The organism is Streptomyces sp. NPDC048172 (genome assembly GCF_043202595.1).
In the GTDB taxonomy this organism is placed as follows: Bacteria; Actinomycetota; Actinomycetes; order Streptomycetales; family Streptomycetaceae; genus Streptomyces.
Genome location: NZ_JBIDAT010000010.1, coordinates 96,142 through 120,378, shown reverse-complemented (window position 1 = coordinate 120,378; position 24,237 = coordinate 96,142). Strand labels below are relative to the sequence as shown.

Genomic DNA, 24,237 nt, shown 5'->3' with positions numbered 1-24,237 from the left:
ATCCAGGTCACATAAGTGGAGCCGTGCGCCGTGGTAGGAAGCCCGGAACCCGATTCCCCCGCCCTCCTGACGGCGGCCCCTCACGCCTTTCCGGCGCCCGCGGAATCGGATCCGTACCGCTCGGCCAAAGGTAAACGCATGGCAAATCAGTCCTGGACCGATCAGGTCGACAAATCAATCAGCGATTTCTTCGACCCCATTTCCACGACGATGAACGACATCGTCTTCTACGACGTCCGCGTCCTCGGGGCCGATCTTCCGCTGATGGTCGTCTGGCTGGTGGTCGCCGGTGCCGTCTTCTCGGTGTACTTCGGCTTCGCGCAGATCCGGCATCTGCCGGTCGCGCTGCGGCTGGTGCGCGGCAAGTACGAGCAGAAGGACGCGCCCGGCGAGCTGAGCCACTTCCAGGCCCTCTCGTCGGCGGTGTCCGGGACCGTCGGGCTCGGCAACATCGCCGGCGTCGCCATCGCCGTCTCCGTCGGCGGCCCCGGCGCCACGTTCTGGATGATCCTCTGCGGCTTCCTGGGCATGGCCACGAAGTTCGTGGAGTGCACGCTCGGGGTGAAGTACCGGAAGATCAACGAGGACGGCACGGTCTCCGGCGGCCCGATGCGCTATCTGGTCCACGGCCTGGCCGAGCGCGGCATGGGGGGCCTCGGCAAGGTGCTGGCCTTCTGCAGCGCCCTGATGATCCTGGTCTTCGCCTTCTTCGGCGGCAACCTCTTCCAGGTCAACCAGAGCCTGGAGCAGCTGGTCAGCGTCACCGGCAAGGAGGACAGCTTCTTCAACAGCTCGGGCGGCGCCCTCTTCTACGGCGTCGTGATCGCCGCGCTCGTCGGCGTGGTGCTGCTCGGCGGCGTCAAGGCCATCGGCAGGGTGGCCAGCAAGCTGGTGCCGAGCATGGCGCTCGTCTACGTCGTCGCCTGCCTGATGGTCATCCTCTTCAATGTGACCGCGGTGCCGGACGCGCTCGCCTCCATCGTCACCGAGGCGTTCAGCCCCAAGGGCGTCGCGGGCGGCGCCATCGGCGCGCTGATCGTCGGCTTCCAGCGGGCCGCGTGGTCGAACGAGGCGGGCATCGGCTCCGCCTCCATCGCGCACTCGGCCGTGAAGACGAAGCGCCCGGCCACCGAGGGGCTGGTCGCCTCGCTGGAGCCGTTCATCGACACCGTCGTCATCTGCACCATGACCGCGCTGACGATCATCATCGCGGGCGGGCCGATGTACGAGAAGCTGCGCGACGACGCGGCGGCGGGCCGCGCGGTGGACGGCAGCACCAGCCAGGGCATCTCCGTCACCTCGGACGCGTTCGAGACCGCGCTGCCCTGGTTCCCCTACGTCCTGACCGTCGCGGTGCTGCTCTTCGCCTTCTCGACCGTCCTCACGTGGAGCTACTACGGGCTGAAGTGCTGGACGTTCTTCTTCGGCGAGAGCAGGGCCGCCGCCATCTCGTACAAGATCGTCTTCAGTGTCATCACGGTCGCGGGCGCGCTGCTCTCCCTGGGCACCCTGGTGGGGCTCTCCGACGCGGCGCTGTTCGCCGCCGCGCTCTTCAACATCGCCGGGCTCTACTTCCTGATGCCGGTGGTGAAGAAGGAGCTGCGGAAGGTGCTCGACTACGCGCGGCGCCGCGACGCGGGTGAGTCGGAGGAGGAGATCGAGGCGACGGAGGAAGCCGCCGCCGTCCGTTAAACGGACTGCAAAATCTGACTAACGAACACTTCAAGGTGTTCACTCGAACGTGCTGGTTGTCCCGGGTCACCCTGCTTTGAGGGTGGCCCGGGTCACTCGTTCATGACCTCTCTCCGTGGTAGACCTTCCCGATCCCTTTTTCCACGCCACCCCTGTGGATGAGGGATGCCCGCCGGCCGACCGTCGGCACGCACAACTCCATCCGGGGGGATCGGAACCCGATCCGGAACGGTCCGGATCGGTATGGAGAAAGGCGCAGCGTATGACCTCCGAGCAGGTCGAAGAACAGGACCCGCCAAGGGATCACGTCCCCGGCCAGCGGGGGGCAGACGCGGCCTCCGCGGAGTCCGAGGGCTATCAGCGAGGACTCGGCGGCCGTCAGATCCAGATGATCGCGATCGGCGGCGCCATCGGCACCGGGCTCTTCCTCGGTGCGGGCAAGGCCATCACCAAGGCGGGGCCGAGCCTCATCCTGGCCTACGTCGTCGCGGGCGCGGTGATCTACTTCATCATGCGCGCCCTGGGCGAACTGCTGATGTACCGCCCGGTCTCGGGCTCCTTCTCCGAGTACGCGCGCGAGTTCCTCGGCCCGTACTTCGGCTTCGTCACCGGCTGGACCTACTGGCTGTTCTGGGTCGTCACGGGCATCACGGAAGTGACCGCCGCGGCCACGTACGTCAACTACTGGTGGGACATCAAGCCATGGATCTCGGCGCTGGTCTTCACCATCGCCCTCTACTGCATCAACCTGATCTCGGTGAAGCTCTTCGGTGAGCTGGAGTTCTGGTTCTCCATGGTCAAGGTCACCGCCATCATCGGCATGATCCTGATCGGCCTCGGCGTGGTCACGATCGGGTTCTCGGACGCGGGCGACACCGCCTCGTTCTCCAACCTGTGGAGCCACGGCGGCTTCTTCCCCAAGGGCATCGGCGGCACGCTGATGACCCTCCAGATCGTGATGTTCGCCTTCCTGGCCGTCGAGCTGGTCGGTGTCACGGCGGGCGAGGCGACCAACCCGAAGAAGGCGCTCCCCCGGGCGATCAAGACCGTGCCGTGGCGCATCGCGCTCTTCTACATCGGCTCGCTGATCGTGATCCTCTCGGTGGTCCCCTGGACCGCGTTCGCGCCGAGCACCAGCCCGTTCGTCGCCGCCTTCACGAAGATCGGCCTCCCGGCGGGCGCCGGGATCGTGAACTTCGTGGTGCTCACCGCCGCGCTCTCGTCCTGCAACTCCGGCATGTACTCCACCGGCCGGATGCTGCGCGACCTCGCGCTCAACGGGCAGGGGCCGAAGATCTTCACCCGGCTGAGCAGGACGGGGCTGCCGCTGCTCGGCACCACGTTCTCCGCCGCGCTGATGCTGGTCGGCGTCTGGATCAACTACCAGTGGCCGACCAAGGCGTTCGACTACGTCGTCTCCTTCGCCACCATCTCCGGCATGTGGGCCTGGATCATGATCCTCTGCTCGCAGCTGCGCTACCGCGCCAAGGCGGACCGGGGTGAGCTGCCGCAGTCGGAGTTCAAGGCGCCCGGCGCGCCGTGGACGAGCGCCTTCGCGCTGGGCTTCATCGGCCTCGTGATCGTGCTGATGGGCTTCGACAAGGAGGCCCGCGTCTCGCTCTACGTCGCCCCGATCTGGGCGGTGCTGCTGACGGTCGCGTACTTCGTCCTGAAGGCGCGCACCCCGAACGTCTTCAAGTCGGGCACGCCGACGAGCTGAGACCTGCCGTGAAGAGGGCCCGGGGGATCACCCCTCGGGCCCTCTTTCCGTGGGCTGCTTATGCTGGCCCGCATGCTGACCATCACCGCCGAACTGCGAGACAAGATCGTCGCCCACGCGCGCCAGGACCACCCCGACGAGGCGTGCGGAGTGGTCGCGGGGCCCGCGGGCTCGGGGCGGCCCGAGCGGTTCATCCCCATGCTGAACGCGGCGCGCTCGCCCACGTTCTACGAGTTCGACTCCGCGGATCTGCTCAAGCTGTACCGCGAGATGGACGACCGTGACGAGGAACCGGTCGTCATCTACCACTCGCACACGGCCACGGAGGCGTACCCCTCCCGTACGGACATCACCTACGCCAACGAGCCCGGCGCGCACTACGTCCTCGTCTCGACCGCGGAGACGGGCAACGAGGACGGGCCGTACTCCTTCCGCTCCTTCCGCATCGTCGAGGGCGAGGTGACGGAGGAGGAGATCACGGTCGTAGACGCGTACTGAGCGGCCTCAGAGCGGTCTCTGCGCGGCCCTGACCAGCTGCGGAACCGTTTCTGAGACGCTTCCGTCCGCATGATGGAACCGGCATCCGATTCCGGGGCCGGGAATCGTTACGATGAGCCCATGGTTGTCCACGACGTGAACGCGAGCGAGAAGTCCCCGGGCATGTTGCTCGTGGCGCGCCTGCACGTCGATCTCTGCCGTCTCGCCAGCGCCATCTGTCCGCTCCCCTGACGCGCGCCCCCTCCGCGGCACACGTCGGTGCCCGCTGCCCGCTGCCCGCAGAACAGCCAGCCTTCTTCTCTACTCCGACAGGAGCACACTCATGGCCATCGAGGTCCGCATCCCGACCATCCTCCGCACCTACACCGACGGCCAGAAGGCGGTCGAGGGCTCGGGCGACACGCTCGGTGACCTCTTCACCGACTTGGAGAGCCGCCACGCGGGGATCCAGGACCGCCTGGTCGAGAACGGCGGCCTGCGCCGCTTCGTGAACGTGTATCTGAACGACGAGGACGTGCGCTTCCTCGACGGCATCTCCACCAAGCTCAGCGACGGCGACAGCGTGACGATCCTGCCCGCCGTCGCCGGTGGGATGCGCTGACCGCCGATGCGTTACGACTCGCCGCTCGACGCGGTCGGCAACACCCCGCTCGTGCGGCTGCCGCGTCTCTCGCCCTCCGAGGACGTCCGGATCTGGGCCAAGCTGGAGGACCGGAACCCGACCGGCTCGATCAAGGACCGCCCGGCCCTGCACATGGTCGAACAGGCCGAGAAGGACGGCCGGTTGACCCCGGGCTGCACGATCCTGGAGCCGACCTCGGGCAACACCGGCATCTCGCTGGCGATGGCGGCCCGGCTCAAGGGCTACCGCATCGTCTGCGTGATGCCGGAGAACACCAGCGAGGAGCGGCGCCAGCTCCTCACCATGTGGGGCGCGGAGATCATCTCCTCGCCCGCGGCGGGCGGGTCGAACACGGCCGTACGGGTGGCCAAGGAGCTGGCCGCCGAGCACCCGGACTGGGTGATGCTCTACCAGTACGGCAACGCGGACAACGCGGGCGCGCACTACGCGGGCACGGGCCCCGAGATCCTCGCCGACCTGCCCTCCGTCACCCACTTCGTGGCGGGCCTGGGCACCACCGGCACCCTGATGGGCGCGGGCCGCTATCTGCGCGAGCACCGTCCGGACATCCGCATCGTCGCCGCCGAGCCGCGCTACGACGACCTGGTCTACGGGCTGCGCAACCTCGACGAGGGCTTCGTCCCCGAGCTGTACGACGAGTCGGTGCTCACCACCCGCTTCTCGGTCGGCTCCGAGGACGCGGTCGCGCGTACCCGCGAACTCCTCGCGCAGGAGGGCATCTTCGCGGGCGTCTCCACGGGCGCGGCGCTGCACGCGGCGATCGGTGTCGCGCGCAAGGCGCAGCGCGCGGGGGAGAGCGCGGACGTGGTCTTCGTCGTCGCGGACGGCGGCTGGAAGTACCTCTCCACCGGGCTCTACACGGCGGCGACGACCGAGGAGGCCGTGGCCGCGGTCCAGGGCCAGCTCTGGGCGTAACGCACGGTCCGGACTACTCCGCGAGGTGGCGGACCTCGTCCCAGACCTCCGGCGCCACCTCGCCCGTACGGCGTACGAGCCGGGCGGCGCCGATGTCCGCCAGGCCCTCGGGCGCCGGGTAGAGCGGACCGCCTCCCTCCGGGGGCAGCACCTGGACCTCCGGGCTCCCCGGGGGTTCGGGGGCCAGCCGGGCGACACGCGCTCCGCCGTCGGCGCGGACCGTGAGGACCAGGAACGGCCGTTCCGTCCCGCCCGGCAGCCTCGCCAGCCACACCTCTCCCGGCGCGGGCGGCACCTCGGGGAGCGCGTCGCGGCGCCTGGGCCCCAGCCGCCCCCGGCCGTCCACGAGCGCCGCGATCATCGCGAGCAGCACCACCACCCCCAGCGCCACCCACCACGACGTGTCCATCCGTCGACGCTAAGCCGCGCCGGAGGCGGGCACCAGCGGGCTGCTCCAAGGATTGCCCCGGGCTGGTGATTCCGCCCACACCAGCGTGCTACCGAGGAGTCAGCAGGACCGCGGCGGCTTACGCTCGGAATTCCCCTCGTCGCCGAGAGGGGAGCATCCCCGGCCGGCCGTCTACGGAGGTTCCCGCTCCATGAAGCTCACCGTCGTCGGCTGTTCCGGTTCGTTCCCCTCGACGGAATCGGCTTGTTCGAGCTACCTCGTGGAGGCCGACGGCTACCGCCTGCTGCTCGACATGGGCAACGGCGCGCTCGGCGAGCTCCAGCGCCACTGCGGCCTCTACGACCTCGACGCCATCGCGCTCAGCCACCTCCACGCGGACCACTGCATCGACATGTGCGGCTACTTCGTCGCGCGCTACTACCGGGTGGAGGGCGGCCGTTGCGCCCCGATCCCGGTGTACGGGCCCGAGGGCACCGAGGAGCGGCTGACCACGGCCTACGCCGACACGCCCACCGAGAAGTCCATGAGCGAGGTCTTCGACTTCCGCTCCCTCGCCGCGCACGGCGCGTACGAGGCGGGCCCCTTCCGCGTACGGGCGGAGCTGGTCGACCATCCGGTGGAGGCGTACGCGTTCCGCGTCGAGCACGTGGAGAGCGGGAAGACGCTCACGTACTCGGGCGACACGGGCCCGTGCGCGGCGCTGGAGGAGGCCGCGCGGGGCACGGACCTCTTCCTGTGCGAGGCGTCCTTCACCCACGGCAAGGAGTCCATCCCCGGCCTGCACCTGAACGGGCGCGAGGCGGGGGAGGCCGCGCAGCGGGCCGGTGCGGGACGGCTCGTCCTCACGCACGTACCGCCGTGGACGGACCCGCAGATCAACCTGCGCGACGCGAAGACCGTCTTCGACGGCCCCGTGGACATGGCACGGCCGGGCGCGGTCTACGAGCTGTAGTACGAGCTCGTAGACCACGCCCGGCCCTCGGCCAGCGGCCTACTTGGTGAGGTCCTCGACCTCTTCGTCCGGCTCGCGGCCCGGCGTCTTGATGTCCAGCTTGACGATCAGGAAGCGGAAGAGCGCGTAGTAGACGACCGCGAAGCAGAGTCCGATCGGGATGATCAGCCATGGCTTCGTGGCGAGGCTCCAGTTGATCGCGTAGTCGATGAAGCCCGCGGAGAAGCTGAAGCCGTCGTGCACCCCGAGCGCCCAGGTCACCGCCATGGAGATCGCGGTCAGCACCGCGTGGACCACGTAGAGCACCGGCGCGATGAACATGAACGAGAACTCGATCGGCTCGGTGATGCCGGTGACGAACGAGGTCAGGGCCAGCGAGACCATCATGCCCATCACGGCCTTGCGGCGGTGCGGCTTGGCGCAGTGCGCGATGGCGATGGCGGCGGCGGGGAGGCCGAACATCATGATCGGGAAGAAGCCGGACATGAACTGTCCCGCGCTCGGGTCACCGGCGAAGAAGCGCGCGATGTCACCGTGGACCATGTCCCCGGAGCTGTTCTTGTAGTCGCCGAGCTGGAACCAGGCCACCGTGTTGAGGAACTGGTGCATGCCGACCGGGATCAGCGCGCGGTTGATCGCGCCGAAGATGCCCGCGCCCGCGGCGCCCAGGCCCGTCATCCACTCGCCGAACGCGGTGATCGCGTCGCCGATCGGGCCCCAGATCAGGGTGAAGAGCACGCCGACGGCGAGGCCGACGAAGGCCATGATGATCGGCACCAGACGGCGGCCGTTGAAGAAGCCGAGCCAGTCCACGAGCTTGGTGCGGTGGAACCGCTGCCAGATGACCGCGGCGATCAGTCCCATGAGCACGCCGCCGAGCACGCCCGGATCGTTGTAGACGGCCGGGGTGTCCTCACCGGCCTTGACGACGGCTTCCTCGACGGGGAACGCCTGGAGCACGTTCTTGTAGACCAGGAAGCCGACCAGCGCGGCGAGCGCGGTCGAGCCGTCGGACTTCTTCGCGAAGCCGATGGCGACGCCGATGCAGAAGAGCAGCGGCAGGTTGTCGAAGATCGCTCCACCGGCGCCCGCGAAGGCGGCGGCGACGTCGTGCCACTTCAGGCCCTCGTCGCCGAAGACGTCGGGCTGGCCGAGCCGGTTGAGGATACCGGCGGCGGGCAGGACGGCGATCGGCAGCTGAAGGCTGCGCCCTACCTTCTGCAGCCCTTGGAACAGGCCGGAGCCCCGCTTCTTCGCGGGAGCAGCGGTGTCCGTGCTCATGGGATTGTCCTCCAGGAGAAGCGGGCACCGCGCTCAGGAGGAGGCCCGCTGGGTGGTCTAGTCCACGCTAGTGGTTTAGACCATTATTAACATGCGTCCGGCGGCGAACGGAATCACTTCGTCCGAGGCCGTTCCCAAGGTCACGAAGGCATATCGGAAGGCCCTCAAGCCGGGTGACTTGAGGGCCTTCGCGAGGGGGCGGGGAAGCGGAATCCCGTTTACGCCTGGGTGTTCTCCTTCTCGATCTCCTCCGCCAGCTCCTCGGGTTCGCGCCCCGGCGTCTTCAGGTCGAACTTGACGATCACGAAGCGGAAGAGCGTGTAGTACACGACCGCGAAGCAGAGTCCGATCGGAATGATCAGCCAGGGTTTCGTCGCGAGGCTCCAGTTGATCACGTAGTCGATCAGTCCGGCCGAGAAGCTGAAGCCGTCGTGCACCCCGAGCGCCCAGGTCACCGCCATCGAGACGCCGGTGAGGACCACGTGGATCACATAGAGCACGGGGGCCACGAAGAGGAACGAGAACTCGATCGGCTCGGTGACGCCCGTGACGAACGAGGTCAGGCCGACCGAGAGCATCATGCCGCCGACGACCTTGCGGCGGTGCGGGTGCGCCGCGTGCGTGATGGCGAGCGCGGCGGCCGGGAGCGCGAACATCATGATCGGGAAGAAGCCCGAGGTGAACTGGCCCGCCGTGGGGTCGCCCGCCAGGAAGCGGTTGATGTCGCCGTGCACGACCTCGCCGCCCGGCTTCTCGTAGTCCCCGAACTGGAACCACATGAACGTGTTCAGGAACTGGTGCATGCCGATCGGGATCAGCGCCCGGTTCGCCAGGCCGAAGATGCCCGAGCCCCAGGAGCCGAGGTCGGTCATCCACTTGGAGAAGCTGGTCAGCGCGTCGCCGACCGGCGGCCACACCCACTGGCAGAGCACCGCGAAGATCAGCGCCACGAACGCCATGATGATCGGCACGAGGCGGCGCCCGTTGAAGAAGCCCAGCCAGTCCACGAGCTTCACCCGGTGCAGCCGCTGCCAGAACCAGGCCGACAGCAGCCCCATCACGATGCCGCCGAACACGCCCGGGTTCTGGTACGTCGGCATGCCCGCGGCCTTGCCCCCGTCGCCCACGCAGGTGCCCATCGCGCTGTCGAACGAGGCGCCGGAGGGACACTCGGGGAACTGGTGGAGGATGTTGTAGTAGACGAGGAACCCGGCGACCGCCGCGAGCGCGGTCGAGCCGTCCGCCTTCTTGGCCATGCCGATGGCCACGCCCACGCAGAAGAGCAGGGGCAGGCCGAGCGCGGAGTCGAGGAGCGCGCTGCCCGCGCCCGCGAAGACCTTGGCGACGTCCGTCCAGCCGAGGCCGTCGTCGCCGAAGACGTCGGGCTGGCCGAGCCGGTTGAGGATGCCGGCGGCGGGGAGCACCGCGATGGGGAGCTGCAGGCTCCGGCCCATCTTCTGGAGCCCCTGGAAGAAGGTGGACGTCCACTTCTTCTGCGCCTTCCGGGGCGCGGAAGCGGCTGCGGCGTCGGAACTCACGGGCTCCTCCTGACTCTCCTCGCACCTGACGCATACTGGTGTAGACCTCTAGTGGTGCGGAGTGGTCAGGAGTGACCGCCTCGCAGCGCCAGGTAATCGCCATCATTCGCCAGCGAGTGGACATATGCCCGCGAAGTTGGGCTAAACGTGGGCTAATGTGAATTGCGACGCCCAGCGGTCCACCGGGCCGGAACCTCAGGAGAAGCACATGGCCAGCAAGGCTGAGAAGATCGTCGCCGGACTCGGCGGGCTCGACAACATCGAAGAGGTCGAGGGCTGCATCACCCGGCTCCGCACCGAGGTCAAGGACGCGTCGCTCGTCGACGAGGCCGCGCTCAAGGCCGCGGGCGCGCACGGCGTCGTGAAGATGGGCTCCGCGATCCAGGTCGTCATCGGCACCGACGCCGACCCGATCGCCGCGGACATCGAAGACATGATGTGAGCCTCTCCCCGAGAGGCGACAGGGCCCGGTTCCGCTCCCCGGAACCGGGCCCTCTGCCGTGCGGATAGGCTCGCTCCCATGTCTCGTATCGACGGCCGTACGGCCGAGGAGTTGCGCCCCGTCACCATCGAGCGCGGCTGGAGCAAGCACGCCGAGGGTTCCGTCCTCGTCTCGTTCGGCGACACCAAGGTGCTGTGCACCGCCAGCCTGACCGAGGGCGTGCCGCGCTGGCGCAAGGGGAGCGGCGAGGGGTGGGTCACCGGCGAGTACGCGATGCTGCCGCGCGCCACCAACACCCGCGGCGACCGGGAGTCCGTGCGCGGGAAGATCGGCGGGCGTACGCACGAGATCTCCCGCCTCATCGGGCGCTCCCTGCGCGCCGTCGTGGACTTCAAGGCGCTGGGTGAGAACACCATCGTGCTCGACTGCGACGTCCTCCAGGCCGACGGCGGCACCCGTACCGCCGCGGTCACCGGCGCCTACGTGGCGCTGGCCGACGCCGTCTCCTGGGCGCAGGAGCGGAAGCTGATCAAGCCCAAGGCCCAACCGCTCACCGGCACCGTCGCCGCCGTCAGCGTCGGCATCGTCGACGGCGCCCCGCTGCTCGACCTGCGCTACGAGGAGGACGTGCGGGCCGAGACCGACATGAACGTCGTCTGCACCGGCGACGGCCGCTTCGTCGAGGTGCAGGGCACCGCCGAGGGCGAGCCCTTCGCGCGCGAGGAGCTGAACGGGCTGCTCGACCTCGCGGTCAAGGGCTGCGCCCAGCTCGACGGCGCCCAGCGCAGCGCGCTGGGGCAGTGATTCCCGGGGTCCCCGTCCCCGGGATCCCGGGGAATCCGTAAGTCATCGCGCCGCGGCGGAACTTTGCCCGCGCTTTACGCGTCTGACCAGGTGCGGGCCGCACGTGTCGAACCGTGCGGCCCGACCAAAAATCTCAGAGGGGGATCCACAGTGCTCCGCAAGACCACCGTCGCGGCGCTCGCCGCCGTCGCGCTCGCTGTGCCCGTCGCCAGTGGCTGCGGCGCGGAGGACGTTGTGAACAAGGCGCTGGACTGTGCCAACACGGCCGCCACGGTCGCCGAGGCCGCCGACGACCTCAGCCAGGCCGCCTCCGACGCGACCGAGGACCCCACCCAGGCGAAGAAGTCCCTCGACCGCATCGACAAGAACCTCGACAAGATCAAGGACGAGACGGACGACGGGGACGTCACCAAGGCCGTCGACAAGATGGGCGACGCGGTCGACAGCGCCCGCACGGACATCAACGACAACAAGGTGCCGAAGGTCGGCCCCGTCAAGGACGCGGGCAAGGAGCTGACCAAGGTCTGCACGCCGGGATAGCACCTGGATAATCGGGCCCATGAGCACCAAGCGCCTGATCCTCGCCACCCGTAACGCCCACAAGGTCGTCGAGCTGAAGGCGATCCTCGCCGACGCGGGCCTCGATCTGGACCTCGTCGGCGCGGACGCCTACCCCGAGATCCCCGACGTCAAGGAGACCGGGGTGACCTTCGCGGAGAACGCGCTGCTGAAGGCGCACGCCCTGGCCCGCGCCACCGGGCTACCCGCCGTCGCGGACGACTCGGGGCTCTGCGTCGACGTGCTCGGCGGCGCCCCCGGCATCTTCTCCGCGCGCTGGGCGGGCACCCACGGGGACGACCGCGCCAACCTCGACCTGCTCCTCGCCCAGCTCTCCGACATCGACGACGCGCACCGCGCCGCCCACTTCGAGTGCGCGGCCGCCCTCGCCCTGCCCGACGGCGCCGAGCGTGTCGTCAACGGCCGCCTGCGCGGCACCCTGCGCCACGCCCCCTCGGGCAGCGGCGGTTTCGGCTACGACCCGGTCCTGCAGCCCGACGGCGAGAGCCGTACGTGCGCGGAGCTGAGCCCCGAGGAGAAGAACGCGATCAGCCACCGGGGCAAGGCGTTCCGCGCCCTCGTCCCCGTCGTCCGGGAGCTGCTGGAGCTGGACTGAGCCGTCAGCTCATTCGCCCTGCATGCGGCTGTGCGAGCGGCCGTAGAGGACGTAGAGCAGGAGGCCGAGCACCATCCAGCCGCCGAAGCGGACCCAGGTCTCGGCCGGGAGGTTGAGCATCAGCCAGAGCGAGGCCAGCACCGAGACGGCGGGCAGCACGGGGACCAGCGGGGTGCGGAAGGCGCGGGGCAGGTCGGGGCGGGTGCGGCGGAGGATGATCACGCCGAGCGCGACGACGACGAAGGCGAAGAGCGTGCCGATGTTCACCAGCTCCGCCAGCTCCGAGATGCTGGTGAACCCGGCGACCACGGCCACGACGACCCCGAGCAGGACGGTCGAGCGGTACGGGGTGCGGAAGCGCGGGTGGACCCGGGAGAAGAGCTGGGGGAGCAGCCCGTCGCGGCTCATCGCGAAGAAGACCCGGGACTGGCCCATGAGCAGGATCATGCAGACGGTGATCAGGCCGACCGCCGCGCCGAAGCTGATGAGGCCCGCCCAGAACGGGTGCCCGGTGGACTTGAAGGCGTCGGCGAGCGGGGCCTCGACGGTCAGCTCGGTGTACTTCTGCATGCCGGTGACGACGATCGAGACCGCGACGTAGAGCATCGTGCAGATGGCGAGCGAGCCCATGATGCCGCGCGGCATGTCCCGCTGCGGGTTCCTCGTCTCCTCGGCGGCGGTGGCGACGACGTCGAAGCCGATGAACGCGAAGAAGACCACGGCGGCGGCCGTGAAGATCCCCATCACGCCGAACGTCGTCGGCTCGTACCCGAACATCAGCTGCACCAGCGGGGCGCCGAGTCCGGCCTTGGCGCCCGTGCTGCCCTCCGAGGGCGGGACGAACGGCTTGTAGTTGTCGCCGTCGATGAGGAAGGCCCCGGCGATGATGACGACCAGGACCACGCCGACCTTGATCGCGACCACGGCCTGGGTGAGCCGGGCCGACAGCTTCATGCCCGCGACCAGCACCCCCGTCAGCAGCAGGACGAGGAGGAAGGCGAGCAGGTCGAAGCCGAAGCCCGTCTCGTCGGTGGTGCCCGAGAGCGACTGGGGCAGGTGCCAGCCCGCGTTGTCCAGCAGTGAGCGGACGTACCCGGACCAGCCGACCGCCACCACCGCGCAGCCCAGGGCGAGTTCGAGGATGAGGTCCCAGCCGATGATCCAGGCGGGGAACTCGCCGAGCGAGGCGTACGAGAACGTGTACGCGGATCCGGCGACCGGAAGCGTCGAGGCGAACTCGGCGTAGCAGAGCGCCGCGAGCCCGCACACCACGCCCGCGACCACGAACGCGAGCGCGGTCGAGGGCCCGGCCATCGTCTTGGCCACCTGGCCCGTCAGGACGAAGATTCCGGTTCCGATCACGACGCCGACCCCGAACACGGTGAGGTCGAGCGCGGAGAGCGACTTGTGCAGCCCCCGGCCCGGCTCTTCCGTGTCCCGGATGGAGTCCTCGATGGTCTTGGTCCTGAACCAGGTGCGCATGGACGCTCCTCCGTTTAGCCGTCCGCGCCATGCTTCCCGCCCCGCGTGCCCGGAACGTGCCGCACGGTGCCGGAGAGGGGGGAATTCACCCGTTGTGGGGGCGCGTGCCGTGCCCAGGCCGCTCTTGACACCACGCGGTGGGCGCCTGACTCTAGAGCTCAACACTAGAGTTGGACTCTAAATAACGGGAGGATCCATGGCGGCACTCGTGAACACGGAGCAGAGCGAGGCGTGGAACGGCTGGGAGGGGGCGCACTGGGCGGAGGCCCCGGAGTTCTACAACGGCATGCTCGACGGTTTCAACGACGCGCTGTTCGAGGCGGCCCGCCTCGCCCCGGACAGCGCCGTGCTCGACATCGGCTGCGGTACGGGGCGCACGGCGCTGCTGGCCGCGCGCCGGGCGCCGCGCGGCCGGGTCCTCGGCGTCGACCTGTCCGCGCCGATGCTGGAGCGGGCGCGGGCCGACGCGGCGGCGGCGGGGCTCGCGGCGCGGGTCACGTTCGAGCAGGGGGACGCGCAGGTCCACCCCTGGGGCGAGGGGCGGTTCGACGTGGTGGTGAGCCGGGGCGGGGTGATGTTCTTCGCCGACCTCGTCGCCGGGTTCGCGCACCTCCGCGAGGCGCTGCGGCCCGGCGGGCGGCTCGCGGCCGTCGTCGCTGTCCCGGCCGACCCCGAGGGGGAGTACGCGCGGGCGACCGCCGCGCTCCGCGGCCTCGTCCAGGGCCCCTCCCCGGCGGGCCGGGCCATGATGGCGCTGGCCGACGAGGAGCGGATCCGCGAGGTGCTCTCCGGCGCCGGATTCACGGGGACGGCCATGACCACCGTCGTCGCCGACCAGGTGCTCGGGCGGGACGCGGAGGAGGCCGCGGCGGGCATCTGCGGCATGGGGGCCGTCCGCCGCGCGCTCCGGGAGGCCGGATCCGGCGAGCGCGACCGCGTTCTGCGCGAACTGGCCGACGGGCTGCGGCCGTTCGTCAGGGACGGCGCGGTGCGGATCCCGGGGACGGTCAGGCTTGTGACGGCGGACGCGTGAGCTGCGGACTCAGCGTCTCGTACGCCCAGCGCTCCCAGCGCCCGGGCTCCCAGCCCCGGTCGCGGACGAAGAGCAGGTACGTCTCGGGGCTGAGCAGCCCGTACAGCACGTCGGCCGCGTGCTCGGGCGTCACGTCCTCGCGGGCGCCCGGCTTGGCCATCAGGGAGCGGGCCGCCGCGCTCTGCACGAGGTGGCGCGGGTCCTCGTCACCGGGCCAGAGCGCGGCCACCTCGGGGTCGGTGGCGACCGCGGTCGCCAGCACCTGGGTGACGGGGGCGACGCGGTCGAGGACCGCGCGCGTGCCCGTGACGTGCAGCCGCAGGTGCTCGGGCGCGCTCGGCGCGTCCATCGCGGCGCGGAACCAGGGGCGGTCCATCGTCGCCACCGGCTCGTCGTCACCGGCGATGGTGACGTCGACGAGCTCCTTGAGGACCGTGCGCTTGTTCCCGAACACGAAGTAGACGGTCTGGACGGCGACTCCGGCCAGGGCGGCGATGTCCTGGAGCGTGGTGGCCCCGTAGCCCCGGCTCACGAAGAGCTCGCCCGCGGCCTCCAGGATGCGGCGGCGGGTCTCCGCCGCCTTCCGGCCGCGCTTGCCGCCCTGCGTCGCCTTCGCCGTCTCGCCAGTCATCGCTGGAGTCTAACTCCAGAAATCGAAGCGAAAGAGGTGCCGTATGACCATGCACGACTCCATTCCCCGCCTCGTGAACACGGACCAGGCCGAGGCCTGGAACGGTTACGAGGGCGCCCACTGGGCCGGTCACCCCGACCGGTACGACGCGGTCAACAGCGAGTTCAACGAGCCGCTGCTCGCCGCCGTCGGACTCTCGGGGGACGACGGGGGCGACGGAGGCGCCGGGGCTGCCGGGGGCGCACGCGTCCTCGACGTCGGCTGCGGCAACGGCCAGTTGACGCGGCTGGCCGCGCGCCGTGCCGCGCGCGGCGCCGCCGTCGGCCTCGACCTGTCGGCCCCGATGCTGGAGACGGCGCGGGAGCGGGCGGCGCGGGAGGGTGTGGGGAACGTCGCGTTCGTACGAGGCGACGCGCAGACCCACACCTTCGACGGGCCGCCCTTCGACGCGGTCCTCAGCCGGTTCGGGGTGATGTTCTTCGCCGACCCGGTCGCCGCCTTCGCGAACCTCGCCGGAGCGCTCCGGCCGGGCGGGCGGCTCGCGTTCGTCAGCATGCGCCCCTTCGAGGACCAGGACCTCGGCGAGGTCGTCGCCGCGCTCTCCCGCGCGCTGCCCGCGGCGCCCTGGCAGTACGAGCGCGACGCGGCGCCCGAGGAGAAGGGCCCGGTCTCGCTCTCCGACCCGGCCGTCGTCCGCGGCCTGCTGGAGCGCGCGGGCTTCACCGGCGTCGGGGTCGCGCCCCTGGACGCCACCCAGCGCTGGGGGAGCGACGCGGAGGACGCGGCGTCGTTCCTGGCCGCGTGGGGCCCCGTGCGCCACCACATGACCGGCGTCGGCGAGGAGGTCACGCGCCGCGCGGGGGAGGCCTTGACCGAGGCGATGCGCCGCTACGAGGGCCCGCGCGGCGTCGAACTCCGCGGCGCCGCCTGGCTGGTGACGGCCGTACGGCCCTGACGGCCCTGACGGCTCCGGACTCCGAAGGGGGCTCCTACTCGTACTGGCGGCAGCGCCCCGGGAAGACCGCGTGGACCCGCGCGGTCAGCAGCTCCAGGGCCGCTGCCGCCGTCACGTCGTCGGGCCCGGTGTCCGGCTCCGGCTGGGCGCCGAGCTGGAGGGCCAGGCCCTCGACCAGGGAGTGGAGCGCCAGCGCGGGCGGGGCCGGGTCGGTGCCCTCGGGGACCTCGCCGCACTCCATGCCGTTGTGCACGGCCCGCGCCAGCATGCCGCGGATGCGCCGCCCGGTCTCCGCGTGGGCCCGCGCCAGCTTCGGGTTGTCGACCGTGCGGCCCAGGAAGGCGAGCGTCACGCGGAACGCCGAGCGGCGGCGCGCGTCGACCGGCAGCCACTCGGCGAGCCCCTCGACGACGACGTCGCGGATCGGCTGCCGCCGCCGCGCGGAGCGCTCCTCCAGCGTGGAGACCCGCTCCAGGATCGTGGCCACGACGCGCTCGTGCGTGAAGAGCAGCATCTCGTCCTTGGACGCGAAGTAGTGCTGCACATGGCCGACGGAGACCCCGGCCTCCTCCGCCGTGCGCGCCACGGTGACCCGGTCCAGGCCCTGCTCGGTGACCAGCCGCTGGACGGCGTCGGCGACCTGGACGCGCCGGGCCTGGTGATCGACAACCTTCGGCATCCCGCCAGCGTAGCGCCGGGAGGGGCTTGCCCCGCACTTTAACCGTATGCTCATATTGTAAAAACGAGCGAACGGGGGCTGGGACATGACCGTGGGAACGGGATGGCTGCGACGTGCGGTGGTCGGGGCGCTGCTGATGGCACTGCTGTGCGCGGGAGCGGGAGCGGGAGCGGGAGCGGCACCGGCGTCCGCGACGGCGCCCTCGGGGGATGGGCGCTGGGAGCGCGTGGACGCGTACGTACGGGACCGGCTGGACGCCACCGGGACGCCCGGCGCGGCCCTCGCCGTGATCGAGAAGGGGCGCGTCGTCCACCGCGCGGGCTTCGGCGAGGACGCGCGGGGCGAGGCGGTCACGCCCCGCACCCCGTTCCTGTGGGGCTCGCTCGCCAAGCCGGTGACGGGGATGGCGGTGCTGCGGCTCGTCGACCGGGGGAAGGTGGAGCTCGACGCGCCGGTGCGGACGTATCTGCCCTGGTTCCGGCTCGCCGACCGGAAGGCGTCGGCCCGGATCACCGTCCGGCAGCTGCTCACCCACACCAGCGGCATTCCCGAGTCCGCCACCTTCCGGATCTCCGAGCGGTACGACAACGGGCCCGGCGCCCTCACCCGCGCCGTCCGGGACCTCGCCGACGTCACGCCCAGCGCCCCGCCCGGCAGGTCGTACTCGTACTCCGGCGCGGGGTACGCCGTGCTCGGCGCGCTGGTCGAGCGGGTGTCGGGGCGCCCGTTCGGCGACCATCTGCGCCGGACCGTCCTCGACCCGCTCGGCATGCGGGACGCGGTGGCCACCGAGCGGGACTTCCGCCGCGAGCGGGTGCCCGCCGGGCACCGCCAGATCTTCGGCCGCCCCGTGTCGTACGACGCGCCGTACGACACCTCCGGCACCCCCTACGGCTATCTCGGCGGCAGCGTCCGGGACCTGGAGCGGTTCGTCCTCGCCGAGATGGGCGGCGGACAGGTGGACGGGCGGCGGGTGCTCTCCGCGAGGAGCACGGCGCTCAGCCAGCGCGGCCTGGTCGACAGCAGCGCCGACCGCTACGGGCTCGGCTGGTCGGTCGGCACGCTCAAGGGGACGGGCGAGCGGATGGTCTCGCACGACGGCGGGCTGCCCGGCTACCAGTCGATGGTCGTCATGCTCCCCGACAGCGACCGCGCCGTGCTCGTCCTGCAGAACGCCTACCAGCTCCTCGACGCCAAGCGCCGCAACGACGCCGCGTTCGGCGCCGCCCGCATCCTCTCCGGCGCCGACCCCGCGCCCGTTCCCGCCGACACGCTCGCCGTCACCCTGCCCTGGGCGGTGGCCGGGACCGCGGCCGTCCTGCTGCTCTGTGCGGCGGCGCCCGCGCTGCGCGTGCTGCCGGGCCCCCGGCGCCGGGCACGGGCACGCTCCCGGCGCCGCGTCCTGACGACGACCTCGCTCTCCGTCACGCTCGCGCTGCTGCTGGGGGCGGTCGTGTGGCGGGCGCTGCCCGGGGCTTTCGGCGGCTCGGTCCCGCAGCTGCTCGTATGGATGCCGGACGTGGGCTGGAGCGCGGTCGCCGTGCTCGTCCTCGCGCCGCTGCTCGCGGTGGAGCGGCTCGTCCTCGCCGCCGTGGACCTGCGGCGCGCGGGCCGTACGCGCGCACCGTTGCCGGGGGCCACGGACTGACGGAGCATGCGGGCATGCGCTTCTCGATCAACATCCCCAACTTCGGGGACTTCGCCGACGTCCGTACGGTGGCCACCGTCGCCCGGGCGGCCGAACAGGCGGGCTGGGACGGGCTCTTCCTCTGGGATCACGTGACGCACGACAAGGAGGCGCGGCGCGGTCAGGCTTTCGGCGACCCCTGGATGCTGCTGACCGCCGCCGCGCTCGCGACCTCCCGCATCCGGCTGGGCACGCTCGTCACACCCGTCGCCCGCCGCCGCCCGCACCAGCTCGCCCGGCAGGTCGCCACGCTGGACGCGCTCAGCGGCGGCCGGGCCGTCCTCGGCGCTGGGCTCGGCGGGCCGGTCGAGGACGAGTACGGCAGCTTCGGCGAGCCCACGGACCCCGTGGTCCTCGCCGAACTCCTGGACGAGGGCCTCGATCTCCTCGCCCGCTACTGGACCGGCGAGCGGGTCACCCACCACGGGCGGCACTTCACGGTGGACGACGTCGAACTGCTGCCCGCGTCCGTGCAGCGGCCCCGGCCGCCGGTCTGGGTCGGCGGCTTCTGGCCGCACCGCAGGCCCATGCGCCGCGCGGCCCGCTGGGACGGCGCGGCCCCCCTCTTCGCCGACGCGCGGCACGGCACCCCGCCGACGCCGGACCAGGTCCGCGAGGTCGCCTCGTACGTCCGCGAGCACCGCCCCGAGTCCGAGGAGGCGGACCGTACGGGCGCCCCCTTCGACCTGGTCGTCGGCGGCGTCAGCCCCGGCGACCACGCCGCGGCGCGCGACCTCGTCGCGCCCCTCGCCGAGGCGGGCGCCACCTGGTGGGACGAACGCCAGCTCATGAACGGCGACCGCTTCGACCGCCTCCCCCCGGTCCTCCACCGCATCAACGAGGGCCCGCCGACGCTCTGACGGAGCAGGCCGGGGACTACTCCTCCGGGGGCCAGTCCAGGAGCCGGGCACCGATGACGGCGGTCTGCAGCATGTAACGGTGCGTGGCATCCGCAGGGTTCGCGCCCGTGAGCTGCCGGATGCGTTCCAGGCGGTAGGTGAACGCCCGTACGCTCAGCGACAGCCGGCGCGCCGCCTCCGCGGCCACGCAGCCCGAGTCGAAGTACGCCGTGAGCGTGGCCAGCAGCGGACGTGCCCCGCCCCTGGCCGAGGTCAGCGGGCCCAGGGCGTGGGTGACGAGGTCGGTCAGGGCCTGCCGGTCGCGGGCCAGTACGGGGTAGACGAGCAGGTCGGCGGCGTGCAGGACGGGCTCGTCCAGCTCCATGCGCTCGGCGAGATCGAGGACGGACACGGCCTCCTCGTACGACTGCACCACGCCCCCGGGGCCCGGCTGGGCGCGACCGATCGCGACCTGGCCGCCGTCGGTCGCCTCGTACGCGTGCTTGGCGAAGAACCGCAGCGCGTCCTCGTGGTCGCCGGGCGCGACGCACAGCAGGCGGCCGTCCTTCGTCGTCAGCAGGATGCTGCGGTCGCCGAACCGGGCGATCATCGCCTGCTCGACCCGGCGCGCGACGGGGTCGCCCTCGTCGTACCCCTCCGGGCCGCACGCCACGGCGACCGCGTGCGCGTGCGACAGCTGGAGCCCGAACCGTTCGGCGCGCTGCGCGAGGCGGCCCAGGTCGCTGCGCCCGTAGAGCAGGTCGTCGATGAACTCCCGGCGGGCCGCCTCCTCGCGGCGCACGGCGTGCCGCTGCGCCCGCTCGTACCCCTCCGCGACGGCGTCCACGACCTGGTGCATCCCCGCCAGCGCGCTGTCCTGGCCGCCCGGCGAGGAGGGCCAGGCGGCACGGGCCGCCACGAGGTGCGCGTTGACGAGCTGTCGCAGGCCGACGCCCGCCTCGGCCGCGCGCTCGCCCAGCGCCCGGCGCGAGTCCAGCTCGTCGCGCGTGAGGCGGCGGCCGGTCGCGGCGACCTCGGCGAGGATCCGCGCGTACCCCTCCACGTACTCCTCGTCGTTCACGTCGGGCATCTCTTCCACGGTCACCCGAACCCCCCGATTCCCGATTCCCGGGGCCCGCTTCCCGGTTCCCCGAATTCCGCATCCTGACGTCCCCCTGACGCCTTCTTGATGCCTCCCGGCACGCAGACCTTAGAGAACGCCGCCGAGCGTGGCCAAGGCGGCTGCCGGGAACGGCCCGCCGGGCGCGGCAGGAACCATTGGCGGCCGTGGAGCGTAGGTCCCGGTAGTGCCGCAGAACGGTTCGAGGAGGGGTGAATGATCGGCAGGCGAGCGGGCCGGGCCATACGAGGGGGGCGTGGCCGCTTCACGGCGGGCGCCGCCGCGGCCGGAGCCGCGTTGCTGCTCATGACGGGCTGCACGTCCTCCGGGGGCGGCTCGGAGGAGAGCAAGGAGACGGACGAGGGGAGAGGCCAGGGCGGCGGTGCGAAGTCCGCCTACTGGGTGAATCCGGACAGCAACGCCGCCCAGGCGATGCGTCAGCACAAGGAGCGCGGCGAGGACAAGCAGGCCGCGCTGGTCAAGAAGATCGCGGAACAGCCCGTCGGCACCTGGATCCTCCCGGAGGACCCGGAGGGCGAGGCCCGCAAGGTCAGCAAGGCGGCGGCGGACGCGGGCCAGCGCGCGCTCATCGTGCTCTACAACATCCCGCACCGCGACTGCGGGCAGTACTCGCAGGGCGGCTTCGAGACCGGCGAGGAGTACCGCGCGTTCGTCGACAAGGTCGCCAAGGGCATCGGGGACCGGAAGGCCACGGTCGTCGTGGAGCCGGACTCGATCCCGCACCTGCTCCAGGAGGGCTGCACGCCCAAGAAGTTCCACGAGGAGCGGTACGACCTGCTGAAGGGCGCCGTCCAGCGGATGAAGGAGCAGCCGCGCACGAAGGTGTATCTCGACGCGGGCAACCCCGGCTGGACCCGCGACCCGGGCGCCCTGGTCGAGCCCCTCAAGCGCGCGGGCATCGACGAGGCCGACGGCTTCTCGCTCAACGTGTCCAACTTCGAGACGACCAAGGCCAACGTCGCCTACGGCAAGCGCCTCTCGCCCATGATCGGCAACAAGCCCTTCGTCATCGACACCAGCCGCAACGGGAACGGCCCGGTGAAGGGCGGCCAGGACGAGGAGGCCTGGTGCAACCCGAGAGGCCGCGCGCTCGGCGAGAAGCCGACCACGGACACCGGGGTGAAGGGCGTGGACGCCTACCTCTGGATCAAGCGCGCCGGTGACTCCGACGGCGAGTGCCAGGGCGGCCCCAAGGCGGGTCAGTGGTTCACGGACCGCGCGCTCGAACTCGCGAAGAACGCGCGCCACTGATGGCCCAGGCGCCGTCGCGGACCGCCTTCGCGCAGCACATGCACGACGAGGCCGTGCGGACGCTCGCCCTGTTCCCGCCGGACGAGATCCCGGGGATCTACGCGGTGACGTTCCACGTCGACAGCGTCGACCAGGACCCCCGCTTCCCGTATCTCGCGATGGGTTACAACACGGAGGACGCGGTGGCCCGGGAACTGGCCGCCTCCCAGGAGGACCCCTGGCTGGTCCGCTGGAACTACGCGTACTTCCCCTCGTCGGGGCTGGAGGGCATCCGCGCCCTCGGGCACGACCCCGAGCGTGACCCGGACGGCGCCGCGCTGCATCTGCGCGAGACGCGCGAGAAGGGGCTCTGGTACGAGGAGGGGGACCCGGAGGAGGACGAGTTCGGGGAGCGGCTGGACGAGGAGTTCCGCGAGCTGTGCGTGCAGGTGGCGCGGCGGCTCCACGAGGGCGGCCATCTCGTGGCCGCCCTCGGACGGCCCCTGCCGATCGTGCTCTACAACATGTTCGACACCGAGGCCATGTTCGCCCTCACCCGCGCCGCCAACCCGCCGGAGCTGGTCGAGGAGTTCCTTGCGGGGGACCTGGAGGGTCCCTGAGGGGTCTGCGAGGCGGATCAGGCCGTCGCGGAAGGTCACGACCTCCGCGGCGGCCCGGCCCCTCGTTCACGACGTCCCGCTCACGCGTTGCCCCGCAGCTCCTCCACCGCGAGCCGCGCCGCCGCGCCGATCACCGCGTCGGCGCGCGGGAGTTTGCTGTCGGCGCGCGCGGCCTGCGTGAAGACCACGGCGGTGTACGTGCTCCCGTCCGCCAGCTCGACCACCCCGGCCTCGTGGCGCATCGCGCCGAACGTCCCCGTCTTGCCGGACACCTTCACGTCGTCGTACGGGAATCCGGAGCCGAGCCGGTGTCCCCACGCCTGCCTGCCCATGACCTCCCGCATGAACGCGCAGCTCTCCGCCGACGCGGCCTCGTCCGTCCAGATCGCCCGCAGCAGCCGGGCCATGTCGGCGGGGGAGGCGGACGCCTTGGAGATCGGGTTGTAGACGCCGGGCGGCACCGTCACGTCGTTGTCCGAGATCCGCGCCAGCGCGGCCCGTACCGTCGGGGAGCCGGTCTCCGCCATGAGCTGCGCGAACGTCGTGGCGACGCCCCCGTGCACCTGGGTGTCCGCCATCCCCAGGTCCCGGCACAGCTCTTCGACGGGCGCGGCGCCGACCTTGCGGTGCACGGCGTCGGCTGCGGTGTTGTCCGAGACGCTCATCATGAGCAGCACGAGGTCGCGCAGCGAGACCGTGACCGGGTCCCGCATGACCGAGACGCCGGTCGGCCCCGGCAGCCGGTCCTCGGGGCCGAGCGTCACGGGCTGCCGCGGGTCGAGCGCCCCGGCGTCCGTCATGCGGCAGAAGGCGGCCATCAGCGCCACCTTGTAGACCGAGCCGACGGGGACCGGCTCGTCGGGGTCGAGGGTCACGCACGCGCTCGGGCGGCGCACCTCGGCGACGTGCAGCCAGCCGCGTACGCCCGCGTCGTCGAACATCCCCCGCAGCGTGCGCCGTACGGCGCTCTCCCAGCGCGTCACGCCGCCGCTCACCACTCCTCCCCAGCACTCGTGGTGGCCGCGGCCTGGAGGGCGAGCGTCTCGACCAGCAGCCGCGCGGTCTGCTCGATCTCCTCGCCGTCCCGCCGCCGCGCGTCCCACACCACCCGCAGCCGCAGCGGCAGCGGCGGGGAGGCCGCCGGGGCGCGCGCGACGCCGTGCGCGGTGAGCGTGCCGTCGGCGGTGACCAGCACCGCCTGTCCCGCGGCCACCAGCGCGAGCCCGGCGCGCTCGTCGGAGACCGTCACGGTCTCCACGCGCCGCCCGCGGCTGGCCAGGGTGTCCACGAAGAGGTCGTACGCGGCGGGCGCCTCCTCGCGCGGCCGTACGGCGACGGGCAGCCGCCGCATCGCAGCCCGCCCGGGGGAGAGGAGCCAGGTGGGGAAGAGGACCACGCGGCCCGCGCCCAGCCCGTGCAGGACCGAGGGGTGCCGGACCACGGCGAGGTCGAGGCGCCCGGCCTTCGTCTCGGACAGCAGTGTCGCCGTCGGCGCCGTCGTCACCGCGATACGGCCGCTCTCCCCGGCGTGGACCGGAGCCGAGGCCACGGCGGCCGCGACCCCGGCGGGCACCTCGGGGGCCAGCCCCAGGCGGAGCCTGCGCCCGTCGGCGGCCTCGCGGTCCCCGGCCTCGCGCAGCTCGGTGAGCGCCGCCAGCGCGCGCCGGGCGTGCGGCAGCAGCAGCGAGCCCTCGTCGGTGAGCGTGACGCCCCGGGCGCGCTCGAAGAGCCGGACGCCGAGCAGCGCCTCCAGCCGCCGCAGCCCCTGCGAGAGGGGCGGCTGGGTGATGCCCACGCGCTGCGCGGCGGCGCCGAAGTGCTCCTCCTCCGCCAGCGCGACGAAGATTTCCAAATGGCGTTCCGTGAGCAAGG

The 24,237-nt window shown here is 71.5% G+C and carries 26 protein-coding genes; 17 read left to right on the top strand and 9 right to left on the bottom strand.

Annotation, left to right across the window (positions count from 1 at the left end; translation table 11 throughout):
• Nucleotides 1-138 precede the first annotated feature (138 nt).
• From ACGF3A_RS36460 to ACGF3A_RS36435, 6 genes are all read left to right on the top strand, one after another.
• A complete protein-coding gene (locus ACGF3A_RS36460; RefSeq protein WP_393734788.1) occupies nt 139-1,692 on the top strand; it encodes an alanine/glycine:cation symporter family protein in 1,554 nt (517 codons plus the stop codon).
• 262 nt (nt 1,693-1,954) lie between these two features.
• Nucleotides 1,955-3,412 (top strand): amino acid permease, encoded by a 1,458-nt coding sequence (locus ACGF3A_RS36455; RefSeq protein ID WP_393734787.1) that lies wholly within the window; start codon nt 1,955-1,957, stop codon nt 3,410-3,412.
• 72 nt (nt 3,413-3,484) lie between these two features.
• A complete protein-coding gene (locus ACGF3A_RS36450; RefSeq protein WP_393734786.1) occupies nt 3,485-3,910 on the top strand; it encodes a Mov34/MPN/PAD-1 family protein in 426 nt (141 codons plus the stop codon).
• A 120-nt stretch (nt 3,911-4,030) separates the two neighbouring features.
• Nucleotides 4,031-4,141: a putative leader peptide gene (locus tag ACGF3A_RS36445; protein WP_393734785.1), complete on the top strand. Its 111-nt coding sequence runs from the start codon at nt 4,031-4,033 to the stop codon at nt 4,139-4,141.
• A gap of 91 nt (nt 4,142-4,232) precedes the next feature.
• The gene (locus ACGF3A_RS36440; protein ID WP_344532058.1) at nt 4,233-4,511 is read left to right on the top strand and encodes a MoaD/ThiS family protein; all 279 of its coding nucleotides are present in this window, start codon (nt 4,233-4,235) and stop codon (nt 4,509-4,511) included.
• A 6-nt stretch (nt 4,512-4,517) separates the two neighbouring features.
• Nucleotides 4,518-5,468: a PLP-dependent cysteine synthase family protein gene (locus ACGF3A_RS36435; RefSeq protein ID WP_393734784.1), complete on the top strand. Its 951-nt coding sequence runs from the start codon at nt 4,518-4,520 to the stop codon at nt 5,466-5,468.
• Nucleotides 5,469-5,481: 13 nt separating this feature from the next.
• Here the strand turns inward: ACGF3A_RS36435 and ACGF3A_RS36430 are convergent, their stop codons facing one another.
• Nucleotides 5,482-5,877 (bottom strand): type II toxin-antitoxin system PemK/MazF family toxin, encoded by a 396-nt coding sequence (locus ACGF3A_RS36430; protein ID WP_393734783.1) that lies wholly within the window; start codon nt 5,875-5,877, stop codon nt 5,482-5,484.
• Between the two features lie 190 nt (nt 5,878-6,067).
• On the opposite strand from ACGF3A_RS36430, the gene ACGF3A_RS36425 reads away from it, so the two are divergent.
• A complete protein-coding gene (locus tag ACGF3A_RS36425; protein ID WP_393734782.1) occupies nt 6,068-6,829 on the top strand; it encodes an MBL fold metallo-hydrolase in 762 nt (253 codons plus the stop codon).
• A 39-nt stretch (nt 6,830-6,868) separates the two neighbouring features.
• Here ACGF3A_RS36425 and ACGF3A_RS36420 read toward each other — a convergent pair whose 3' ends face one another.
• The gene (locus ACGF3A_RS36420) at nt 6,869-8,110 is read right to left on the bottom strand and encodes a PTS transporter subunit EIIC (RefSeq protein WP_393734781.1); all 1,242 of its coding nucleotides are present in this window, start codon (nt 8,108-8,110) and stop codon (nt 6,869-6,871) included.
• Between the two features lie 218 nt (nt 8,111-8,328).
• Nucleotides 8,329-9,648, bottom strand: a complete 1,320-nt coding sequence (locus ACGF3A_RS36415) for a PTS transporter subunit EIIC (RefSeq protein ID WP_393734780.1) — start codon at nt 9,646-9,648, stop codon at nt 8,329-8,331.
• Nucleotides 9,649-9,856: 208 nt separating this feature from the next.
• On the opposite strand from ACGF3A_RS36415, the gene ACGF3A_RS36410 reads away from it, so the two are divergent.
• The 4 genes from ACGF3A_RS36410 (at nt 9,857) to rdgB (ending at nt 12,068) form a co-directional block, all read left to right on the top strand.
• On the top strand, nt 9,857-10,090 hold the full coding sequence (locus tag ACGF3A_RS36410) for a glucose PTS transporter subunit EIIB (RefSeq protein ID WP_393734779.1): 234 nt from the start codon (nt 9,857-9,859) through the stop codon (nt 10,088-10,090).
• A 78-nt stretch (nt 10,091-10,168) separates the two neighbouring features.
• On the top strand, nt 10,169-10,894 hold the full coding sequence (gene rph, locus ACGF3A_RS36405; RefSeq protein WP_393734778.1) for a ribonuclease PH: 726 nt from the start codon (nt 10,169-10,171) through the stop codon (nt 10,892-10,894).
• 150 nt (nt 10,895-11,044) lie between these two features.
• Nucleotides 11,045-11,434, top strand: coding sequence for a hypothetical protein (locus ACGF3A_RS36400; protein WP_393734777.1), 390 nt, complete (start codon nt 11,045-11,047; stop codon nt 11,432-11,434).
• Between the two features lie 19 nt (nt 11,435-11,453).
• A complete protein-coding gene (gene rdgB, locus ACGF3A_RS36395; RefSeq protein WP_393734776.1) occupies nt 11,454-12,068 on the top strand; it encodes an RdgB/HAM1 family non-canonical purine NTP pyrophosphatase in 615 nt (204 codons plus the stop codon).
• Between the two features lie 9 nt (nt 12,069-12,077).
• Here rdgB and ACGF3A_RS36390 read toward each other — a convergent pair whose 3' ends face one another.
• Nucleotides 12,078-13,550, bottom strand: coding sequence for an amino acid permease (locus ACGF3A_RS36390; RefSeq protein ID WP_393734775.1), 1,473 nt, complete (start codon nt 13,548-13,550; stop codon nt 12,078-12,080).
• 196 nt (nt 13,551-13,746) lie between these two features.
• Between ACGF3A_RS36390 and ACGF3A_RS36385 the strand changes: the two genes are divergently transcribed.
• Nucleotides 13,747-14,583, top strand: a complete 837-nt coding sequence (locus tag ACGF3A_RS36385; RefSeq protein WP_393734774.1) for a class I SAM-dependent methyltransferase — start codon at nt 13,747-13,749, stop codon at nt 14,581-14,583.
• Here ACGF3A_RS36385 and ACGF3A_RS36380 read toward each other — a convergent pair.
• A complete protein-coding gene (locus tag ACGF3A_RS36380) occupies nt 14,558-15,214 on the bottom strand; it encodes a TetR/AcrR family transcriptional regulator (RefSeq protein ID WP_393734773.1) in 657 nt (218 codons plus the stop codon). The two genes, ACGF3A_RS36385 and ACGF3A_RS36380, sit on opposite strands and share 26 nt — an antisense overlap.
• A 43-nt stretch (nt 15,215-15,257) precedes the next feature.
• Between ACGF3A_RS36380 and ACGF3A_RS36375 the strand changes: the two genes are divergently transcribed.
• Complete coding sequence (locus ACGF3A_RS36375; protein WP_393734772.1) at nt 15,258-16,169, top strand: class I SAM-dependent methyltransferase; 912 nt, start codon at nt 15,258-15,260, stop codon at nt 16,167-16,169.
• 34 nt (nt 16,170-16,203) lie between these two features.
• Here the strand turns inward: ACGF3A_RS36375 and ACGF3A_RS36370 are convergent, their stop codons facing one another.
• A complete protein-coding gene (locus tag ACGF3A_RS36370; protein WP_393734771.1) occupies nt 16,204-16,848 on the bottom strand; it encodes a TetR/AcrR family transcriptional regulator in 645 nt (214 codons plus the stop codon).
• Nucleotides 16,849-16,933: 85 nt separating this feature from the next.
• Here ACGF3A_RS36370 and ACGF3A_RS36365 point away from each other — a divergent pair, with 85 nt between their 5' ends.
• Both ACGF3A_RS36365 and ACGF3A_RS36360 read left to right on the top strand, forming a co-directional pair.
• Nucleotides 16,934-18,496, top strand: a complete 1,563-nt coding sequence (locus tag ACGF3A_RS36365) for a serine hydrolase domain-containing protein (protein WP_393734770.1) — start codon at nt 16,934-16,936, stop codon at nt 18,494-18,496.
• A gap of 14 nt (nt 18,497-18,510) precedes the next feature.
• A complete protein-coding gene (locus tag ACGF3A_RS36360) occupies nt 18,511-19,395 on the top strand; it encodes an LLM class flavin-dependent oxidoreductase (protein ID WP_393734769.1) in 885 nt (294 codons plus the stop codon).
• A gap of 16 nt (nt 19,396-19,411) precedes the next feature.
• Here ACGF3A_RS36360 and ACGF3A_RS36355 read toward each other — a convergent pair whose 3' ends face one another.
• Complete coding sequence (locus tag ACGF3A_RS36355) at nt 19,412-20,464, bottom strand: PucR family transcriptional regulator (RefSeq protein WP_393734768.1); 1,053 nt, start codon at nt 20,462-20,464, stop codon at nt 19,412-19,414.
• Between the two features lie 246 nt (nt 20,465-20,710).
• On the opposite strand from ACGF3A_RS36355, the gene ACGF3A_RS36350 reads away from it, so the two are divergent.
• Nucleotides 20,711-21,766: a glycoside hydrolase family 6 protein gene (locus ACGF3A_RS36350; RefSeq protein WP_393734767.1), complete on the top strand. Its 1,056-nt coding sequence runs from the start codon at nt 20,711-20,713 to the stop codon at nt 21,764-21,766.
• Nucleotides 21,766-22,365, top strand: coding sequence for a hypothetical protein (locus tag ACGF3A_RS36345; RefSeq protein ID WP_393734766.1), 600 nt, complete (start codon nt 21,766-21,768; stop codon nt 22,363-22,365). Before ACGF3A_RS36350 ends, ACGF3A_RS36345 begins: the two co-directional genes overlap by 1 nt.
• Before the next feature lie 80 nt (nt 22,366-22,445).
• Here ACGF3A_RS36345 and ACGF3A_RS36340 read toward each other — a convergent pair whose 3' ends face one another.
• On the bottom strand, nt 22,446-23,360 hold the full coding sequence (locus ACGF3A_RS36340) for a serine hydrolase (protein ID WP_393734765.1): 915 nt from the start codon (nt 23,358-23,360) through the stop codon (nt 22,446-22,448).
• The gene (locus ACGF3A_RS36335) at nt 23,357-24,235 is read right to left on the bottom strand and encodes a LysR family transcriptional regulator (RefSeq protein ID WP_393734764.1); all 879 of its coding nucleotides are present in this window, start codon (nt 24,233-24,235) and stop codon (nt 23,357-23,359) included. The genes ACGF3A_RS36340 and ACGF3A_RS36335 overlap by 4 nt, the downstream gene beginning before the upstream one ends.
• Nucleotides 24,236-24,237: the final 2 nt, after the last annotated feature.

What these genes read in the sequence shown, in the direction of transcription:
- ACGF3A_RS36460 (WP_393734788.1), top strand. Translation starts at nt 139, where the DNA reads ATGGCAAATCAGTCCTGGACCGATCAGGTCGACAAATCAATCAGCGAT.
- ACGF3A_RS36455 (WP_393734787.1), top strand. Translation starts at nt 1,955, where the DNA reads ATGACCTCCGAGCAGGTCGAAGAACAGGACCCGCCAAGGGATCACGTC.
- ACGF3A_RS36450 (WP_393734786.1), top strand. Translation starts at nt 3,485, where the DNA reads ATGCTGACCATCACCGCCGAACTGCGAGACAAGATCGTCGCCCACGCG.
- ACGF3A_RS36445 (WP_393734785.1), top strand. Translation starts at nt 4,031, where the DNA reads ATGGTTGTCCACGACGTGAACGCGAGCGAGAAGTCCCCGGGCATGTTG.
- ACGF3A_RS36440 (WP_344532058.1), top strand. Translation starts at nt 4,233, where the DNA reads ATGGCCATCGAGGTCCGCATCCCGACCATCCTCCGCACCTACACCGAC.
- ACGF3A_RS36435 (WP_393734784.1), top strand. Translation starts at nt 4,518, where the DNA reads ATGCGTTACGACTCGCCGCTCGACGCGGTCGGCAACACCCCGCTCGTG.
- ACGF3A_RS36430 (WP_393734783.1), bottom strand. Translation starts at nt 5,877, where the DNA reads ATGGACACGTCGTGGTGGGTGGCGCTGGGGGTGGTGGTGCTGCTCGCG.
- ACGF3A_RS36425 (WP_393734782.1), top strand. Translation starts at nt 6,068, where the DNA reads ATGAAGCTCACCGTCGTCGGCTGTTCCGGTTCGTTCCCCTCGACGGAA.
- ACGF3A_RS36420 (WP_393734781.1), bottom strand. Translation starts at nt 8,110, where the DNA reads ATGAGCACGGACACCGCTGCTCCCGCGAAGAAGCGGGGCTCCGGCCTG.
- ACGF3A_RS36410 (WP_393734779.1), top strand. Translation starts at nt 9,857, where the DNA reads ATGGCCAGCAAGGCTGAGAAGATCGTCGCCGGACTCGGCGGGCTCGAC.
- rph (WP_393734778.1), top strand. Translation starts at nt 10,169, where the DNA reads ATGTCTCGTATCGACGGCCGTACGGCCGAGGAGTTGCGCCCCGTCACC.
- rdgB (WP_393734776.1), top strand. Translation starts at nt 11,454, where the DNA reads ATGAGCACCAAGCGCCTGATCCTCGCCACCCGTAACGCCCACAAGGTC.
- ACGF3A_RS36390 (WP_393734775.1), bottom strand. Translation starts at nt 13,550, where the DNA reads ATGCGCACCTGGTTCAGGACCAAGACCATCGAGGACTCCATCCGGGAC.
- ACGF3A_RS36385 (WP_393734774.1), top strand. Translation starts at nt 13,747, where the DNA reads ATGGCGGCACTCGTGAACACGGAGCAGAGCGAGGCGTGGAACGGCTGG.
- ACGF3A_RS36380 (WP_393734773.1), bottom strand. Translation starts at nt 15,214, where the DNA reads ATGACTGGCGAGACGGCGAAGGCGACGCAGGGCGGCAAGCGCGGCCGG.
- ACGF3A_RS36375 (WP_393734772.1), top strand. Translation starts at nt 15,258, where the DNA reads ATGACCATGCACGACTCCATTCCCCGCCTCGTGAACACGGACCAGGCC.
- ACGF3A_RS36370 (WP_393734771.1), bottom strand. Translation starts at nt 16,848, where the DNA reads ATGCCGAAGGTTGTCGATCACCAGGCCCGGCGCGTCCAGGTCGCCGAC.
- ACGF3A_RS36365 (WP_393734770.1), top strand. Translation starts at nt 16,934, where the DNA reads ATGACCGTGGGAACGGGATGGCTGCGACGTGCGGTGGTCGGGGCGCTG.
- ACGF3A_RS36360 (WP_393734769.1), top strand. Translation starts at nt 18,511, where the DNA reads ATGCGCTTCTCGATCAACATCCCCAACTTCGGGGACTTCGCCGACGTC.
- ACGF3A_RS36355 (WP_393734768.1), bottom strand. Translation starts at nt 20,464, where the DNA reads ATGCCCGACGTGAACGACGAGGAGTACGTGGAGGGGTACGCGCGGATC.
- ACGF3A_RS36350 (WP_393734767.1), top strand. Translation starts at nt 20,711, where the DNA reads ATGATCGGCAGGCGAGCGGGCCGGGCCATACGAGGGGGGCGTGGCCGC.
- ACGF3A_RS36345 (WP_393734766.1), top strand. Translation starts at nt 21,766, where the DNA reads ATGGCCCAGGCGCCGTCGCGGACCGCCTTCGCGCAGCACATGCACGAC.